The sequence below is a fragment of the Sphingomonas sp. Leaf5 genome (assembly GCF_001421155.1).
Taxonomy (GTDB): Bacteria; Pseudomonadota; Alphaproteobacteria; order Sphingomonadales; family Sphingomonadaceae; genus Sphingomonas.
The window spans coordinates 154,219-169,227 of record NZ_LMJZ01000024.1 but is presented as its reverse complement, the minus strand read 5'-3'; the positions used below and the strand labels follow the sequence as shown (position 1 = coordinate 169,227).

The window sequence follows — 15,009 nt, the reverse complement described above, 5'->3', positions numbered from 1 at the left end:
TTGCCGACTGCCGATGCAGCCGTTGCCAGCCGAACCAGCCTGCGACCGCCAACACTATCGCAATCGCCAGCCCGGCCAGCCAGCGGCGTGGGTTCACGCGTCGGGGCTCCACGCCTCGTAATCACCGGTCGCACGGACGCGCGCGCCACCCTTGTCGAGCACACCCGGCGGACGATAGGCGAGCGCGGTGCCGGTCTGGTTCTCGATCGGCGGCTTCTGCCACTGGCGCACCGGCGGCAGCGATTCGTCGGGCGTGCGATCGATCTGATGGTGCAGCCAGCTGAACCACTCGGGCGGCACCCGGCTTGCGTCGTTCGATCCCGAATAGATCACCCAGCGCCGCGGGTTACCCATCGTGTCGCGACCACCCTCATAATAGGCGTTGCCGAGATGGTCGGTCCCGACCTGCGTCTTGCCGCGCAAGCCGAGCCACGTGCCGAAGGTGGCACCGTTCCACCAGGTGAAGACATTCGCGAGGATACCCATAAGCGACCGCTTAGCGCCTGCCCACGCCCGCGACAATGGGGCGGATCATTTCCACGTCACCTTGTCGCCGGCCGCGATTCCCAGTTCGGCGGCACGTCCGCCGGCGATCTCCAGGACCGCCGCGATCGGCTCGCCCGATTCGACCTTCGTGCGCGACAGCGGCACGGCATTTTCGCCGATCGTCGCGATGGTGCCGTCGGCGCGAATGAAGACGATGTCGAGCGCGTTGGGCGTATTCTCCATCCAGAAGCTCGCCGCCCGGGGCGGGCCGCCATCGGGGGGATAGGGCGCGAACAACATGCCGGCATCGGGTGCCAGCCGCGCGCGATACATCAGCCCTTGCTGTTGCTGCGCCTCGTTCGCGGCGACTTCTGACTTGAATATATGGGCCTTGCCGTCGGCGGTGGTGACGGTCACCGGCTTGACGACCATGCCGTGTCCCGAAACCGGATCGTTGCCGGGGGCTTCCCCCTTGCAGCCGTTCAGTGCCGCCAGCAACGCCACAGCCGCCAGTGCCGAAAATCGCAATCCCGTCACGCTGTCACTCGCCCGCTTCGACCGCAACGGCCATCGGCCCCTTCTGCCCCTCGACGATGCGGGCGACAAGCCGCTGTTCGGGCTCGACCTCCTCGATACCGCCCCGACGCAGCGTTTCCATATGGACGAACACGTCGCCGGCCTTGCTGTCGCGGACCAGAAAACCATAGCCTTTCAGCCGATTGAACCATTTCACCGTCACCGGTTCGAACGGTCCCGCCTGTTCGGCCATCGCCGTCCGGTCGGGGCGGTCGACGGGGCGGCGCACCGGCTCGACGGCCAGCGACAAGTCGATGTCGAGGATCTCGACCGCCTGCATCCCCCGACTGCGCCGGGCGGCGGTGCAGGTGACGACCGCCCCTTCGGGCAGGGTGCGGCGGCCATGCGGCTCCAGCACCGAAAAATGAATCAGCACATCGCCGAGACTGGCGTCGTCGGCCACCGCGAAACCGAAGCCGCGGGTGACGTCGAACCATTTGACGACGCCGCGCACCGACACGACGGCATCTTCCCGACCGTTGGACATTGCCGCCGCCACGGCCGGCTGGACCGCGCAATCATCGACAATCGTTCGCGCTTCCAGACGCATGGTTGCTTACTCCCCCTGCCGCCCTTTGTAACACGATGTTTCATGAACGCGACGGTTTCTTTGCGCTTCGCCGATCGTCGACCGCGTCCTCTCCGTCGCCCGGGGCCATCGCGGCGATCCGCCTTGCCAGTGCAGGCGAATGGCCGGCGCGGACCATCGCGCCGATCTGCTTTTCCCGGCGGTCGCGCTCGACCGGTTCGGTGGCGAACGGACCGATCCGCTTGCGGCGGGCAAAGGCCATGGCCGACGCCTCCGCGCCGTCGTCCAGCGTGTCGACGACCGCCTCGCTATCGTCGGTCCCGACCCCGGCATGGCGCAGCGCGTCGCGCACCCGCCGCGCGCCCAGCCCGCGTCGGGTCATCGATGCCGCCCGCGCTTCGGCGAACGCGCGGTCGTCGACATAGCGAAGGTCCGCCATCCGGTCGGCCAGCGTCGCGATATCGATCGGCCCTTCCCCGCCCCGCTCGCGCAGTTTGCGTGTCAGATAGGTGGCAAGCTTTGCCCGGGTCGTGGCAAAGCGCTCAACATAGCGCAGCGCCATCCGCTCCAGCGCAGGCTGGTCGAGGGGCGGGAGAGGGCGACGGGGGTCACGCGGCATGCGCCATGTTTGTGCCACACTACGCCGCGATTTTGAAATCAACTGTGCCGTGCGGCACTTTGCCGCTATGGCGACACGCTTCGAACGCCGCGCATGCGTGCGAACGGTGCCGAGAGTTGGACAAGAATGACGACAAAACTTGAAGGAAGTGTTGCAATCGCGCTGAAAGCGACCCCGACCGGCGACGCATTGCCGCGCCGGCTCGCGGATTTCGCGACGCTGGGCGAGGCGATGGACTATGCCGCGCAGGGCACGCGCGGGCTGAACTTCTACGATGCGCGCGGCACGTTGAAACACCCCTACCCGTTCCGCGAGATGCGCGAGGACGCGCTCCAGCAGGCCTATCGCCTGATCGCGAAGGGTGTTCAGCCCAACGATCGGATCGCGCTGATCGCCGAAACCGGTGCCGAATTCGCCGCGTTGTTCTTCGGCGTCGTCTATGCCGGCGCATGGCCGGTGCCGCTGCCGCTGCCCACGTCGTTCGGTGGTCGCGAGGCCTATGTCGAACAGTTGCGCGTCCAGCTGGACAGCTGCGATCCCAAGACCCTGTTCTACCCCGCCGAACTCGAAGCGATGGCGGGAGAGGCCGCGCGCATCGCCGGCGTCGAAGGCATGGATTGGGAAAGCTTCTCGGCGATCGACGCTCCGATCGTCGATCTGCCTACGGCATCGACCGACGACATCTGCTATCTCCAATATTCCAGCGGCTCGACGCGCTTTCCGCACGGGACCGAAATCACCCATGCCGCGCTGCTCAACAACCTCGCCGCGCACAGCCATGGCATGCAGGTGGCCGCGGAGGATCGCTGCATCTCGTGGCTGCCCTGGTATCACGACATGGGGCTGGTCGGCTGTTTCCTGTCGGTCGTCGCCAACCAGGTCTCGACCGATTATCTGAAGACCGAGGATTTCGCACGTCGTCCGCTGGCGTGGCTCGACCTGATCAGCCGCAATCAGGGGAATTCGATCAGCTATTCGCCGACCTTCGGCTACGACATCTGCGCGCGGCGCATGTCGAGCCAGACCAAGGCGGCGGACCGGTTCGACCTGTCGCGCTGGCGGCTGGCGGGCAATGGCGCGGACATGATCCGTCCCGATGTGATGCAATCGTTCGTCGACGCCTTCGCCGATGCCGGATTCAAGGCGTCGGCCTTCCTGCCGTCCTACGGGCTTGCCGAAGCGACGCTGGCGGTGGCGATCATGCCGCCGGGCGAAGGAATCATCGTCGAACTGGTCGAAGAGACCGAGCTTTCGGGCCATGCCGGCCGCGCCGACCGGCCGCAGCGTTACCGCGCGATCGTGAATTGCGGAAAACCGGTCCGCGACATGGCGATCGAGATTCGCGAAGAGGACGGATCGCCGCTTCCCGAACGCGCGATCGGCAAGGTCTGGTGTAAGGGGCCGTCGCTGATGAGCGGCTATTTCCGCGATCCCGAAGCGACCGCCGCATGCATGGTCGACGGCTGGCTCGACACCGGTGACATGGGCTATCTGTCTGACGGCTATATCTACATCGTCGGCCGGGCGAAGGACATGATCATCGTCAACGGCAAGAACCACTGGCCGCAGGACATCGAATGGGCCGTCGAGCAGTTGCCCGGTTTCAAAGCTGGCGACATTGCGGCTTTTGCGATCACGACTCCCGGCGGTGAGGAAACGCCTGCCGTCCTCGTCCAGTGTCGTGCATCGGACGAAGGCGAGCGCCAGCGGCTGCGCGAGGAAATTCGCGAGCGTGTCCGTTCGGTTACCGGCATGAACTGCGTCATCGAACTGGTCCCGCCGCGCACCCTGCCCCGCACGTCGTCGGGCAAGCTGAGCCGAGCCAAGGCGCGCAAGCTGTATCTGGAAGGCGAGATCAAGCCCTACGCGATCGCCGCCTGATCGCGCGGAGCGGCATTTTTCGCTTTCCTACCGGCCGCCGCTCCCCTAACCACAAATCGGCCTTGCCCTTCCGGTTCGACCGGGATAGAGGCCGCGTCCGCACACGAGTGTAGCTCAGCTGGTAGAGCATCGGTCTCCAAAACCGAGGGCCGGGGGTTCGAATCCCTCCACTCGTGCCAGCGCACCCCGCGCCGACCCTATATGGATGCCGACGATGTTCCGTGCGCTGTACGACTGGACGCTTCGCCTTGCCAACCATCGGCACGCGGTGCGTAGCCTGGCGGTCGTAAGCTTTTGTGAAAGCTCGTTTTTTCCAATTCCGCCCGATGTCGTGCTGGTGCCGGTCATCCTGCAGCACCGCAGCCGTGCCTATCAGATCGCGGCGATTTGCACGATCGCGTCGGTGCTGGGCGGCATGGTCGGCTATTCGATCGGCTATTTCCTGTGGGATACGGTCGGGGCGTGGGTCATCAACCTGTATGGGTTGCAGGACAAGGCGGCGAAGTTCCAGGCGGGGTTTGCGCAGTATGGCGCGGCGATCATCCTGCTGAAGGGGCTGACGCCGATCCCGTTCAAGCTGGTGACGATCGCGTCGGGGCTGGCCAAGTTCAACTTCGGCCTGTTCGTGCTGACGGCCGCGATCACCCGCGCCTTCCGCTTTTTCCTGATCGCGTTCTTGCTGAAGAAATATGGCCAACCGGTGCAGACGTTCATCGAAAAGCGGCTGACGCTGATCGGCACGTTGCTGGTCGTGGCGCTGGTCGGCGGGTTCGCGGCGGTCAGTCTGCTCTGAACCGGACCAACGTACCGGCGACTTCGTACCGATTATACGATACCGGCCCTGCCGTTCGACGCGACAACCGCGCGGACTAAAGGGGTTTCCATGAAGTTTCAGGCAGCGGCCATCATGGCCGCAACCATCGCGTTCGCACAACCCGCAGCCGCGCAGGACGCGCTGCCATCCTATCCCGAAATGAAGGAGCGGGTCGCGCACGATCCGCTACAGGGACTGCGCGTCGAAGCGCTGGTCGGGTACGACCGGCTGGAAGGCAATTATTACGAAGACGATACGAAATATTACGATGGCTATGACGGCATCGGGTTCGGCGGCGAGATCGGCTATGACGTCGCGGTCAGCGCGAAGGTGCTGCTCGGTGCCTATGCCGGCATCGGCAAGTCGACGCAGAAGCAGTGCGACGAAATCTTTGGCAATGACGAACTGTGCCAGGAAGCCGGCGTCGCCCAATATGCCGGTGTACGCGTCGGATTCCCGATCGGGGCGCGGTCGGTCGCCTATCTGCGGGGCGGCTATTCCCACGCCAAGCTGAAGCTCGATTACGATGCCGTGGGCACCTCGGCCGACTTTTCGACCGACGAGCGCTATAGCGGCTATCACATCGGCGCGGGTGCGGAATATGGCATTGGCGGGCGCGCCTATCTGAAGGGCGATGTGGCCGTCACCCAATATTCGACCAACAAGACGCTGTATGACGGCGTCAATTTCGAACGCGTGCAGGCAACGGCCGGTATCGGCTTCCGCTTCTGAAAAGCGGTTTGGAACCGCGCGGCGGCGTTTTGCGGTGTCGGGCGGAGCAGCGGGCCGGCACCGCGTCGAAAAATCGTCCCTCGCGCGGTTCCAGACCAACCCCCGATCCGCACGGGGCGGCGGGTGCGCCGCCCCGTTGCCCCGCGCGCTTGCTTCCTTCGCGCTGGATCGCTAGATACCATCCCCAATCCGACAGCGTGGATGGGCAGCGCCGGTTTCCTGACAGGAACCGGACGGGGCCTTGTGTCCCGCCGTCGGTCAAACCGATAACGAAGGTCAGGCACGTGGCGAAGGTTACCCCAGTCGAATTCATGCGGCAGGTCCGGGCCGAAACCGCCAAGGTGACGTGGCCGACGCGCCGCGAAACCGTGATGACGGCGGTGATGGTCGTCATCATGACGACGTTGCTGGCGATATTCTTCCTCGGCGTGGATTCGGCGTTCGACGCGATCGTCAAGGGCCTGCTGAAGCTCGCACAGTAACCGATCGGTCTCCCGCACCCCTTCGAAAAGTTCAAAGGATACGCATGTCGCGCTGGTACATCATTCACGCCTATTCGGGTTTCGAGGGCAAGGTCCGCGATTCGATCCTGAGCGAGGCGACGCGCCTCGGCCTAGATCACGCGGTCGAAGCGATCGAGGTTCCGACCGAGAATGTGACCGAAGTCCGTCGCGGCAAGAAGGTGCAGTCCGAACGCAAGTTCATGCCCGGATACGTGCTGGCGAAGCTGGACCTGAGCGATCAGGTCTATCACCTCGTCAAGAACACGCCGAAGGTCACCGGCTTTCTGGGATCGTCGGGCAAGCCACAGGCGATCAGCGAGGCGGAAGCCACGCGGATGCTGAACAGCAAGGAAGAGGCCGCCGCCTCGCCCACCAAGCAGAAGATCAAGGTCGATTTCGAGATCGGCGATTCGGTCAAGGTGCTGGACGGCCCGTTCGCAAGCTTCAACGGCCTCGTCGAGGAACTGGACTTCGACAAGTCGAAGGTGAAGGTGTCGGTGTCGATCTTCGGGCGCGCGACCCCGGTCGAACTGGATTTCGAGCAAGTCGAGAGAAGCAAGTAGGGCTTTGCCTTACTTGCTGGCCGCACGAAATTAGCGTCAGCTAATTTCGAGACGGCGACCGACCGGTCGGCGGGTGCAAGCCCGACCGACGTTAGCGGCGTAGGGCGAAGGCCCTGCGCCGTTTTTCATGCGATTTCGCCCATTGCGAAGCATTCTCCGCTGGAACATTTCATGAACTTTCGCCATGGTTGCGCGAAGGTCCAATTCGACGCACAAGGCTCCGACGATGCGCCAGCCCCACTCCTTCTATGAGTTCTTTGCCGGCGGCGGCATGGCGCGCTCGGGTCTCGGAAGCGGTTGGCATTGCACGTTCGCCAATGACGTCAGCCAGATGAAGGCGGAGACCTATCGCACCAACTGGGGCGACGCGCATCTGGTCGTCGGCGACGTAGCCGCGCTCGACGTCGACAACTTGCCGGGCCGGGCCGACATGGCGTGGGCTTCGTTCCCATGCCAGGACCTTTCGCTGGCCGGCAATCATCGCGGGCTGGGCAACTCGTCGAGTGCGGTCATGACGCGATCGGGTACCTTCTGGCCCTTCTGGAAGCTCGTCCGCGAACTTGGCGAGGAACGGCGGGCACCCAAACTGGTCGTGCTGGAGAATGTGCCCGGCTTGCTGACGTCGAACGAGGGTGCCGACTTCGCCGCCATATGCAATGCGTTGGCCGATGCCGGCTATCGTCACGGTGCGGTCGTCGTCGATGCCGATCACTTCGTCCCGCAAAGCCGTGTTCGCGTCTTTTTCGTGGCGGTCGCGCCGGATGTCGAATTTCCCCGGACCCTGATCGCAGCAGGGCCGCAATCGACCTGGCATCCGCCATCTCTGGTCGCGGCGCATGGCAGATTGTCCGGTCCGGCGGGCGATCTGTGGTGCTGGTGGAATCCGGTAGCGCCGGCGAAACGCAATATTGGCTTCGCGGATATCATTGAGGAACATCCCACCGGATGCCGTTGGCACTCCGCGGCGGAAACCGCGCGGCTGCTGGCGATGATGACGCCGTTGCATCGGCAGAAAATCGAAATCGCGCAGCGCAGCGACGTTCGGCAGGTCGGTGGCGTCTACAAGCGTACGCGGGTCGAAGAAGGGGCGAAGCGACAACGGGCCGAAGTGCGGTTCGACGACAAGGCGGGTTGCTTGCGCACGCCCGCAGGCGGATCGAGCCGGCAGACGATCCTGGTCGTCGAAGGCGGGAACATACGGTCGCGCCTGTTGTCGTCGCGCGAGGCCGCCCGACTGATGGGGTTGCCCGACGACTATATCCTGCCGTCGCGTTATAACGACGCATATCATGTCGCGGGGGATGGCGTGTGCGTTCCGGTCGTCCGTTATCTGGCGGCGCAGCTGATCGAGCCGATACTGGATGCGCAATTCGGCCAGTCGGGTGAATTGGCGGCGTAACGCAGGTGGCGATCGATCTGGATTTCCGGCGGCGCGCCGTCCGCACATTGACCAACCAGATCGGCTGCTATGCGCTTTGCGATCTGGATGACGTGCCGATCTATGTCGGACAGTCGCGTGACGGCATTCGTTCGCGCGTCAACCGGCACCTGACATCCGCACGTTCCGATATCATCGCCAACCGGCAGATCGACGTCTGGGAGATCGCGTTCGTTCGGGCATTTCCGGTCGAATCACCGACACAGATCGATACGATCGAGAATGCGCTGTTCCACCGATATCATCCGGTTTCCGCGTTGATGAACGGCAAGGTTCCGCCGTTGCCGGTAGCGGACGTCGAACCGGTCGAACCGGCGCAGATCGTTCAGGTCATGTCCGCCGAAGAGATCGCAGCGAAGCGCGATCCGGCACTCCGGTTACCGCGTCAGGCGGAACATTATTCGCAGATCGTCGGCCATTTTCTGGCCGTCAAAAATTCGCGCGAAATCGCAGGCGCGATTGCTGCACATTTCCAACGCCTCGAACGCTATCATCGCGAGTTGCTTCGTCTCGGGCAGGCGATCGAAGGTGACGGGCTGGAGGATTGAACCCGGTCCCGGTTCATGATGACCCGGGGGGCCGGGTGGCCAGGGCATGCAGATACCGCGCCCGCTGTTCCGTTCCCCATTTCAACTTGCGCAACTGCCGCTCCTGCCCGCGATCCAGCACGATCTCGCGATAGCCGCGACCGATCAGGCACGTCTCCACCATGCCGACCATCGTCTGCTGCACTTCCGTGATATTGCCGCGGATGCGTCGTTTGTAGATCAGCGCGTAGTCGGCGATCGCGTCGTTCGCATGGAACGAGCGCGTGTTGTCGAGCGCCAGTTCCTGTTGCTTGACACCCTGAACGACCTCCTTGGTCGGCTTCCACGCGCGAATATCCGCCTTGCCCCCCTGCAACGCGCATTCGCGGGCGTCGCGGCGATAGGCGTCGAACGACACGCCGGGCTTGCCCCAGGTGGTGATCGGCAGGCGCTCGGCGAAGGCCGGACCGGTGGTGGCGATCAGGGTCAGGATCAGGAACGCGCTTCGCATCGTGTTGCCGCCTTTCGTATATCCTCTTCGGTCAGGAGCGTGCGCCGGTCGCGGCGGATCGGCAAGAGGACGATAGGTGCGTTTCGGCGGTTTCGGGGCGGGTGGTGCGCGCGATCGGCGCGGGACCCCGGCCTCCGCCGGAGTGACGATCATGGGGGACGGTCTAGCCTGTGTCGGCGCGACCGTCATGGGCCAGCCGCCCTTCCCTTCATCCGCAACGCCTGTTCGAGCAGCAGGTCCCAGCCGCCCGGCTCCCATTGCGCGCGGCGGCCGCCCTTGCGCCATTCTTCCTGTGCATATTCGACCATGCGTGCTTCCTCTTCGCCGAGCATCCGGCACACCCCGATCGCCTGTACGCGGCGTTCGATCCAGGCGGCGTTGTTCTCGCCGCGTTTGGGCAACGCATCAGGATTGGTCAGCGCGCGTTCGCGGCGGACATTCCGATTGAGCATCTGCATCGCCTGTGCGACGGTCATCGGCGGGATGGCGGGCGGATCGTTGTGGCGCCAATGGTCGTGGGTGCCGGACTCGGGCAGGCCGCTTTCGAGCAGCGCCGCTTCCAGCCGTTCGGCACCGATGGCGATGGCAACCCGCATTTCCCGCGCGAAGCCGGGATGGGTGCGGGCGCGGGCGTAGAAGCTCGAATGGGTGAAGCCGACGGCGCGTGCCGAGAGGCGGACATTGGCGGTGGCACTCAACGCGGCGAGGAAACGCTGTTCGGCGTCGCGGTCGATGGTGCGGGTTCGCGAGATGCGCAGTTGCAGACGGCCTTTCGATCGCACGACGCGCGCGGGGCCTTGGACCTGGTCGGGCCTGGCGAGGCGGGCGGCGGCGAGGGTCAGCGCCGCCTCCCATCGCTGCGCGAAATCGGGGTCGGCGTTCCGCCGCTGGCTCATCATCGCGCGGTTGAGACCGGTCACGCGCGCGGCGTCGCGGGCGTTGCCGGTGCGCTCGAGCTGGGCGAGAAACGCGGCGTTCTGCAGCGCCTGTTTGCGGGTATAGGGGCGTGGGGCGGGTGCGGTCATGGTGCCTACCGGATCAGGCGAAATCCTACATTGCAAGTGCGCAGTGTTTCGGCTAGGCGCGCCGCTTCCCAAACGACAGTTTTGGAAACCATGGCGGGAGGCCGGTCCGGCAGGATCGCGCCGCACGTACCGCTAAACTTGAAAGAGAGTGAGACTCATGGCCAAAAAGATTACCGGCTATATCAAGCTGCAGGTGCCGGCAGGCGAAGCCAAGCCGTCGCCGCCGATCGGGCCGGCGCTGGGTCAGCGCGGCGTGAACATCATGGAATTCTGCAAGACGTTCAACGCGCAGACCTCCAGCGGCGACATCGCCAAGGGCACACCGCTGCCGACGATCATCACCGTCTATGCCGACCGTTCGTTCAGCTTCGAGACGAAGACGCCGCCGGCGACCTATCTCATCAAGCAGGCGATCAACCTGAAGTCGGGTTCGAAGGAACCGGGCAAGTCGGTTGCCGGCAAGATCAAGCGTTCGCAGCTGAGCGAGATCGCGACGATCAAGATGAAGGATCTGAACGCCAACGACATCGACGCGGCGACGAAGATCATCGAAGGTTCGGCCCGCGCGATGGGCCTCGAAGTGGTGGAGGGTTAAGACTGTGGCCAAGCTGACCAAGAAGGCGAAGACCCTCGCCACCGCCGTCGACGCGCTCAAGCTGCACGGCATCGACGAAGCGATCGCGCTGGCGAAGACCCATGCGACCGCCAAGTTCGACGAGACGATCGAAGTCGCGCTGAACCTCGGCGTCGATCCGCGTCACGCCGACCAGATGGTCCGCGGCGTCGTGACCCTGCCCAAGGGCACCGGCAAGACCGTGCGCGTCGGCGTGTTCGCGCGCGGCGCGAAGGCGGACGAAGCCACCGCGGCGGGTGCCGATGTCGTCGGTGCCGAAGACCTGATGGACGCGATCCAGGGCGGCAAGATCGATTTCGATCGCTGCATCGCGACCCCGGACATGATGGGTCTGGTCGGTCGTCTCGGCAAGATCCTGGGTCCGAAGGGCCTGATGCCGAACCCGAAGCTGGGCACCGTCACCATGAACGTCGCGGCTGCGGTCGAGGCGGCCAAGGGCGGCCAGGTCGAATATCGCGTCGAAAAGGCCGGCATCATCCATTCGGGCATCGGCAAGGCGTCGTTCTCGGCCGAAGACCTGCGCGAGAATTTCGACGCGCTGGTCGATGCTGTGGTCAAGGCCAAGCCAACGGGCGCCAAGGGCAAGTATGTCCGCAAGGTCGCGGTTTCGTCGTCGATGGGCCCGGGGATCAAGGTCGACACTACGGAAGTAGCCGGAGCGTAAGCTCCGGGCCGCACCGCTTTAGCGCAAGCTAAAACGGAGACGGCTGGCGACCGGCCGGCCGGGCGTAGCGCCCGACCGACGACGCGGGATTAACTCCCGCGTCGGCCGACACACAGAATTGGGGTCGGAGGCTTATCGCTTCCGGCCCTTTTCTTGGATGGCGTTTCTGTCGCGAGCACCCGACACAATGGATCCCGGCCTTCGCCGGGATGACGGTGGTGGACCGGGAGTGGCGTTACCGCTCAAATATTCCCCTGCTCCTCCTCCGGCACGTCGTCGTCCGGGCCGTAATAGAGCTTCGCGCATTCCGCACGCAGGCACCCGCCCTCGATCACGATGTCGTCGCGATAGGCGTCGCTGATAAAGGCCAGCGTATCGATGTGCCGATCCTCGAAATACATGGCGTGCACATCGTCGCGGCCGGCGCCGTAGACGACGCGGCCGACCTTCGACCAGATCGAGGCCATGGTGCACATGCCGCAGGGTTGCAGCGTCGAATAGAGCGTCGCGCCGCGCAGCTCCATGTCGCCCTCGCTTTCGCAGGCGCGGCGGATCGCCATCATTTCGGCATGGGCGGTTGCGTCGGGGAGTTCCTGCGTCTGGTTCGGCTGCGCCGACAGTACGCGGTCGCCCCGGACGATGATCGAGCCGAGGGGGGAGCAGGACGGGTCGTCACCCTTGGTCCGGGCGATGGCGATCGCCTCGCGCATCCAGTGTTCGTCTTGCGCGGTGAGCATCGGCAATTCCTTTCGCGCGGCCCAACGCACGGGGAAGGCGAAAGAATCAGGTGGCGGCGGCGAGGATGTCGTCGCTGGACGCGGGATGGACGTGCAAGGTGGCGAGCAGCGCCAGCACGGCATCCCACCAGTGCCAGAAGGCGGCCAGATCGGCGGCATCGCGGACATAGGGGGTGTGGCCGGGCACGAGGCTGGGCGAATGATAGGCGAAGTTGAGGACACGCACCCCCTCGCCCACCGCCACCCGGATCGCCTCCAGCGCGTCGGCCAGCGGCATGTCCTCGGGCGTCAGCGCGACGCGGTGGAGCAGGCCGAGCCGGGCGAGCAGACCCCGGCCGCGGGGAAACCGGCCTGCACTTTCGTACAGCCGCGCATCGCCGCGCCGCAGCCGCCCGGTGAAGACGGTCGTCAGCGGCAGTTCGACGATGCGCTCGTCGGGGCCGGTGTGGAACGCATCGTTGCCGATGCCGCGATAATCCGGCCCGCCCTGTGCCCGATAGTCATAGCGGGCGCGCATCGAGCTATCGAGTGCATAGCCACGCGCCGCCAGCAGCCCCAGCGTCGCCGGCCCCAGTCCATAGCGCCCGGCCCGATAGACGATCGGGCGGGTCCCGAAACCCCTGGTCAGGGCGTCGGTCAGGCGGTCGAGCTTGGCGGCCTCCAGCGCGCGCGGCAGGTTGCCGGCAAAGCTGCTATGCGCCGACAGGGTTTCGTCGAACGGCGGATTGACCCACGGGTGCAGCTGCGCACCGATCGTGGCGCGGCCATGCGCGACGACCGCGCGCAGCGCGTCGAGGGCGGCAGGATCGGTCGCGACCGGATAGTCGACCAGATAGCAGGTCTCGACGCCGTTGCCCGCGAAACGGCGGTGCGCGTCGGGCAGCGCGGCGACGGCACCGACACCCCAGCCATCGTGGCGGAACGGCGCGCGCCAGTCGAACTCTTCCTCGGTATCGACGAAGACGGTGAAGCGTGTGCCGAACCCTTCGCGCCAGACGACCGGTCGGCCATCGGCGGGCCGGAACGGCTGCATCAGCGCCGCTGCGCCCGTTCGATCTCCACCGCATGGGCGGCCGGCAGGCGCAGGGTCAGGGTCGCCGAGCCGAACGCCAGCGTCCCGTCGAGTTCGCGCGCGAGATTGCGGGCGAGGCGCAACGCGAAGCCGGTCCCGAGCAGCGACATATCCTCTTCGCCGTCATCGACGTCGAACACACTGTTACCGGGCCATGCGTCGAGCGCCTGCGGCCGGTCGAGCACGATCGACACAAAGCCATCGCCTTCGAGGCCGACCCGGACATGGATCGATTCGTCCTGCCCCCCCGCCGAAACGAGGGTCGCGAGCAGCCGGGCGAGAAGCCGTTCGACGGCGCGGCGATCCCCGGCGACGGCGATGTCGGTCGGATCGACCTCCAGCAGCGTGCCGCGCAATTCGCACAGCGACACGAGATCGGCAGCGATCACGTCGAACAACGGCCCGAGCGCGACGCGATCGTCGCGCAGGTCGAGCGCGTCGCCGTCGATCCGCGCGGCAAGGTCGAGATCGTCGATCACCGCGACCAGATCGCGCGAATGGTTGAGGATCGCACCGGCACGGTCGCGATAGACGGGCAGCACCGGCCCCAACAATTCCTGCTGGATCATCTCGGCAAAGCCCGCGATTGCGCCCGCCGGGGTGCGCAGTTCGTGGACGAGCTGGCGCAGCTGGGCGATGCCGGCATCGCGGTTGAGATACGGTTCGGCGCGTTCGCCGTGATAGGGCCGCCGCGCGGTCCCGCGATAGCCGATGAACCGGCCGGTGGCATGGTCGAACGCGGGCACGCCCGACACGAACCATTCGCCGGTCGCATCGCTGTCGCCGCCGATGGTCAGACGGGCATCGCGGAACGGCGCGCGCTTGCGCAGCGCGCCGGCGGCGATCGCATCGAACCGGGCATGGCCGGGCGTCGCGCAGAAATCCAGCGACATGCCGATCAGCGGCGCACGGCTTACCCCGTCGACCCAACGGATCTGACCGGCGGCGTCGGCTTCGAAGCGGAAGCTGTCCTGCGGCGCGATTTGCGGCGGGGGCGGCGGCGCGCCGTCATGGATGCGTTCGAACGCCTCGATCCGCGCCATGACGTCGGCGATGCGGAACGGACCGGCGGGATCGGGCTCGGTCGCGGGATCGAGGAACAGCGGTTCCGGATCGATCGCCGGCGCAGTCACCGGAACGGCAGCGAGCGGCGGGACGACGGCGAGAACCGGCGCGGCGACCGGCTGCGGCGCGATCGGTTCGACCGGGCGTTCGTCGGACAGCACCAGATCGACCGATCCGAAGCTGTCGAGCGCGCGGTGGACGGCGGGGTCGATGTCGCGGCGATTGCGCACCACGCCGCGCGCGGGTGGCGACAGGCTGGGCAACAGCGCCTGCCACTGATCGACCGACAGGGTAGCGCCGCGCAGTACCGGCAAGGCCGCTTCGATCACATCGGTCGCCAGCAATCCGACCAGTTCGACCGGCGGACGGGCATATTCGAGGTCGCGGGCACTGGCCACGCGAACCGTTCGCGGGACATGGTCGCGCAGATCATGGAGCAAGGCGATGGCGCGGGGGTCGGCGGACACCCGTCCCCGGCCCACCAGATCGACGAGTTGCCGCCACACCGACGCGCGCGCGCCCTCGCCCGACAAATCGGCAGCGAGAACCGTTTCGAGAGTGTCGTCGAAGTGCACCAGCCACCCATGAAAGCGCCACGCGAAGCCGCCGCGCTAAGGAACCCTTAACGAGGAG

18 protein-coding genes and 1 tRNA gene are annotated in these 15,009 nt (G+C 65.7%); 10 read left to right on the top strand and 9 right to left on the bottom strand.

The window, feature by feature from the left end; translation table 11 throughout:
• Positions 1–93 precede the first annotated feature (93 nt).
• The 4 genes from ASE50_RS17015 to ASE50_RS17000 all read right to left on the bottom strand — a co-directional run bounded on the left by ASE50_RS17015 (position 94) and on the right by ASE50_RS17000 (position 2,210).
• Positions 94–486 (bottom strand): NADH:ubiquinone oxidoreductase subunit NDUFA12, encoded by a 393-nt coding sequence (locus ASE50_RS17015; protein WP_055995212.1) that lies wholly within the window; start codon positions 484–486, stop codon positions 94–96.
• Between the two features lie 45 nt (positions 487–531).
• The gene (locus ASE50_RS17010) at positions 532–1,023 is read right to left on the bottom strand and encodes a DUF192 domain-containing protein (protein WP_235512416.1); all 492 of its coding nucleotides are present in this window, start codon (positions 1,021–1,023) and stop codon (positions 532–534) included.
• 4 nt (positions 1,024–1,027) lie between these two features.
• Complete coding sequence (locus tag ASE50_RS17005) at positions 1,028–1,549, bottom strand: cold-shock protein (protein WP_056403506.1); 522 nt, start codon at positions 1,547–1,549, stop codon at positions 1,028–1,030.
• Positions 1,550–1,652: 103 nt separating this feature from the next.
• Positions 1,653–2,210, bottom strand: coding sequence for a regulatory protein RecX (locus tag ASE50_RS17000; RefSeq protein ID WP_156347517.1), 558 nt, complete (start codon positions 2,208–2,210; stop codon positions 1,653–1,655).
• 126 nt (positions 2,211–2,336) lie between these two features.
• Between ASE50_RS17000 and ASE50_RS16995 the strand changes: the two genes are divergently transcribed.
• The 8 genes from ASE50_RS16995 (at position 2,337) to ASE50_RS16960 (ending at position 8,689) form a co-directional block, all read left to right on the top strand.
• Positions 2,337–4,091 carry a fatty acyl-AMP ligase gene (locus ASE50_RS16995; protein WP_056403372.1) on the top strand — a complete coding sequence of 585 codons (1,755 nt, stop codon included), beginning with the start codon at positions 2,337–2,339 and terminating at the stop codon, positions 4,089–4,091.
• Between the two features lie 103 nt (positions 4,092–4,194).
• Positions 4,195–4,270: transfer RNA gene (locus ASE50_RS16990), tRNA-Trp, on the top strand.
• A 26-nt stretch (positions 4,271–4,296) separates the two neighbouring features.
• Positions 4,297–4,884, top strand: a complete 588-nt coding sequence (locus ASE50_RS16985; RefSeq protein ID WP_082439090.1) for a YqaA family protein — start codon at positions 4,297–4,299, stop codon at positions 4,882–4,884.
• A 90-nt stretch (positions 4,885–4,974) separates the two neighbouring features.
• Complete coding sequence (locus tag ASE50_RS16980) at positions 4,975–5,637, top strand: outer membrane beta-barrel protein (RefSeq protein ID WP_056403369.1); 663 nt, start codon at positions 4,975–4,977, stop codon at positions 5,635–5,637.
• Between the two features lie 284 nt (positions 5,638–5,921).
• Positions 5,922–6,119, top strand: a complete 198-nt coding sequence (gene secE, locus ASE50_RS16975; RefSeq protein WP_055995225.1) for a preprotein translocase subunit SecE — start codon at positions 5,922–5,924, stop codon at positions 6,117–6,119.
• A gap of 44 nt (positions 6,120–6,163) precedes the next feature.
• A complete protein-coding gene (gene nusG, locus ASE50_RS16970; protein WP_055995227.1) occupies positions 6,164–6,703 on the top strand; it encodes a transcription termination/antitermination protein NusG in 540 nt (179 codons plus the stop codon).
• A gap of 226 nt (positions 6,704–6,929) precedes the next feature.
• Positions 6,930–8,102 carry a DNA cytosine methyltransferase gene (locus ASE50_RS16965; RefSeq protein WP_056403365.1) on the top strand — a complete coding sequence of 391 codons (1,173 nt, stop codon included), beginning with the start codon at positions 6,930–6,932 and terminating at the stop codon, positions 8,100–8,102.
• Between the two features lie 5 nt (positions 8,103–8,107).
• Positions 8,108–8,689: a GIY-YIG nuclease family protein gene (locus ASE50_RS16960; RefSeq protein ID WP_056403363.1), complete on the top strand. Its 582-nt coding sequence runs from the start codon at positions 8,108–8,110 to the stop codon at positions 8,687–8,689.
• 13 nt (positions 8,690–8,702) lie between these two features.
• Here ASE50_RS16960 and ASE50_RS16955 read toward each other — a convergent pair whose 3' ends face one another.
• Both ASE50_RS16955 and ASE50_RS16950 read right to left on the bottom strand, forming a co-directional pair.
• The gene (locus tag ASE50_RS16955; protein ID WP_156347516.1) at positions 8,703–9,368 is read right to left on the bottom strand and encodes a hypothetical protein; all 666 of its coding nucleotides are present in this window, start codon (positions 9,366–9,368) and stop codon (positions 8,703–8,705) included.
• Positions 9,365–10,204 carry a hypothetical protein gene (locus ASE50_RS16950; protein ID WP_056403358.1) on the bottom strand — a complete coding sequence of 280 codons (840 nt, stop codon included), beginning with the start codon at positions 10,202–10,204 and terminating at the stop codon, positions 9,365–9,367. Before ASE50_RS16950 ends, ASE50_RS16955 begins: the two co-directional genes overlap by 4 nt.
• A gap of 157 nt (positions 10,205–10,361) precedes the next feature.
• Between ASE50_RS16950 and rplK the strand changes: the two genes are divergently transcribed.
• Positions 10,362–10,799 carry a 50S ribosomal protein L11 gene (rplK, locus tag ASE50_RS16945; protein ID WP_055995235.1) on the top strand — a complete coding sequence of 146 codons (438 nt, stop codon included), beginning with the start codon at positions 10,362–10,364 and terminating at the stop codon, positions 10,797–10,799.
• Positions 10,800–10,803: 4 nt separating this feature from the next.
• On the top strand, positions 10,804–11,502 hold the full coding sequence (rplA, locus tag ASE50_RS16940) for a 50S ribosomal protein L1 (protein WP_056403353.1): 699 nt from the start codon (positions 10,804–10,806) through the stop codon (positions 11,500–11,502).
• Between the two features lie 242 nt (positions 11,503–11,744).
• On the opposite strand, the gene ASE50_RS16935 is transcribed toward rplA, so the two are convergent.
• Genes ASE50_RS16935 through ASE50_RS16925 form a run of 3 tightly spaced genes read right to left on the bottom strand, consistent with a single transcriptional unit; the run spans position 11,745 to position 14,951 of the window.
• The gene (locus tag ASE50_RS16935; RefSeq protein ID WP_056403351.1) at positions 11,745–12,239 is read right to left on the bottom strand and encodes a nucleoside deaminase; all 495 of its coding nucleotides are present in this window, start codon (positions 12,237–12,239) and stop codon (positions 11,745–11,747) included.
• A gap of 46 nt (positions 12,240–12,285) precedes the next feature.
• Positions 12,286–13,272 carry a polysaccharide deacetylase family protein gene (locus ASE50_RS16930; RefSeq protein WP_056403348.1) on the bottom strand — a complete coding sequence of 329 codons (987 nt, stop codon included), beginning with the start codon at positions 13,270–13,272 and terminating at the stop codon, positions 12,286–12,288.
• Entirely contained in the window at positions 13,272–14,951 is a 1,680-nt protein-coding gene (locus ASE50_RS16925) for a sensor histidine kinase (protein WP_056403345.1), read from the bottom strand. The genes ASE50_RS16930 and ASE50_RS16925 overlap by 1 nt, the downstream gene beginning before the upstream one ends.
• Positions 14,952–15,009: the final 58 nt, after the last annotated feature.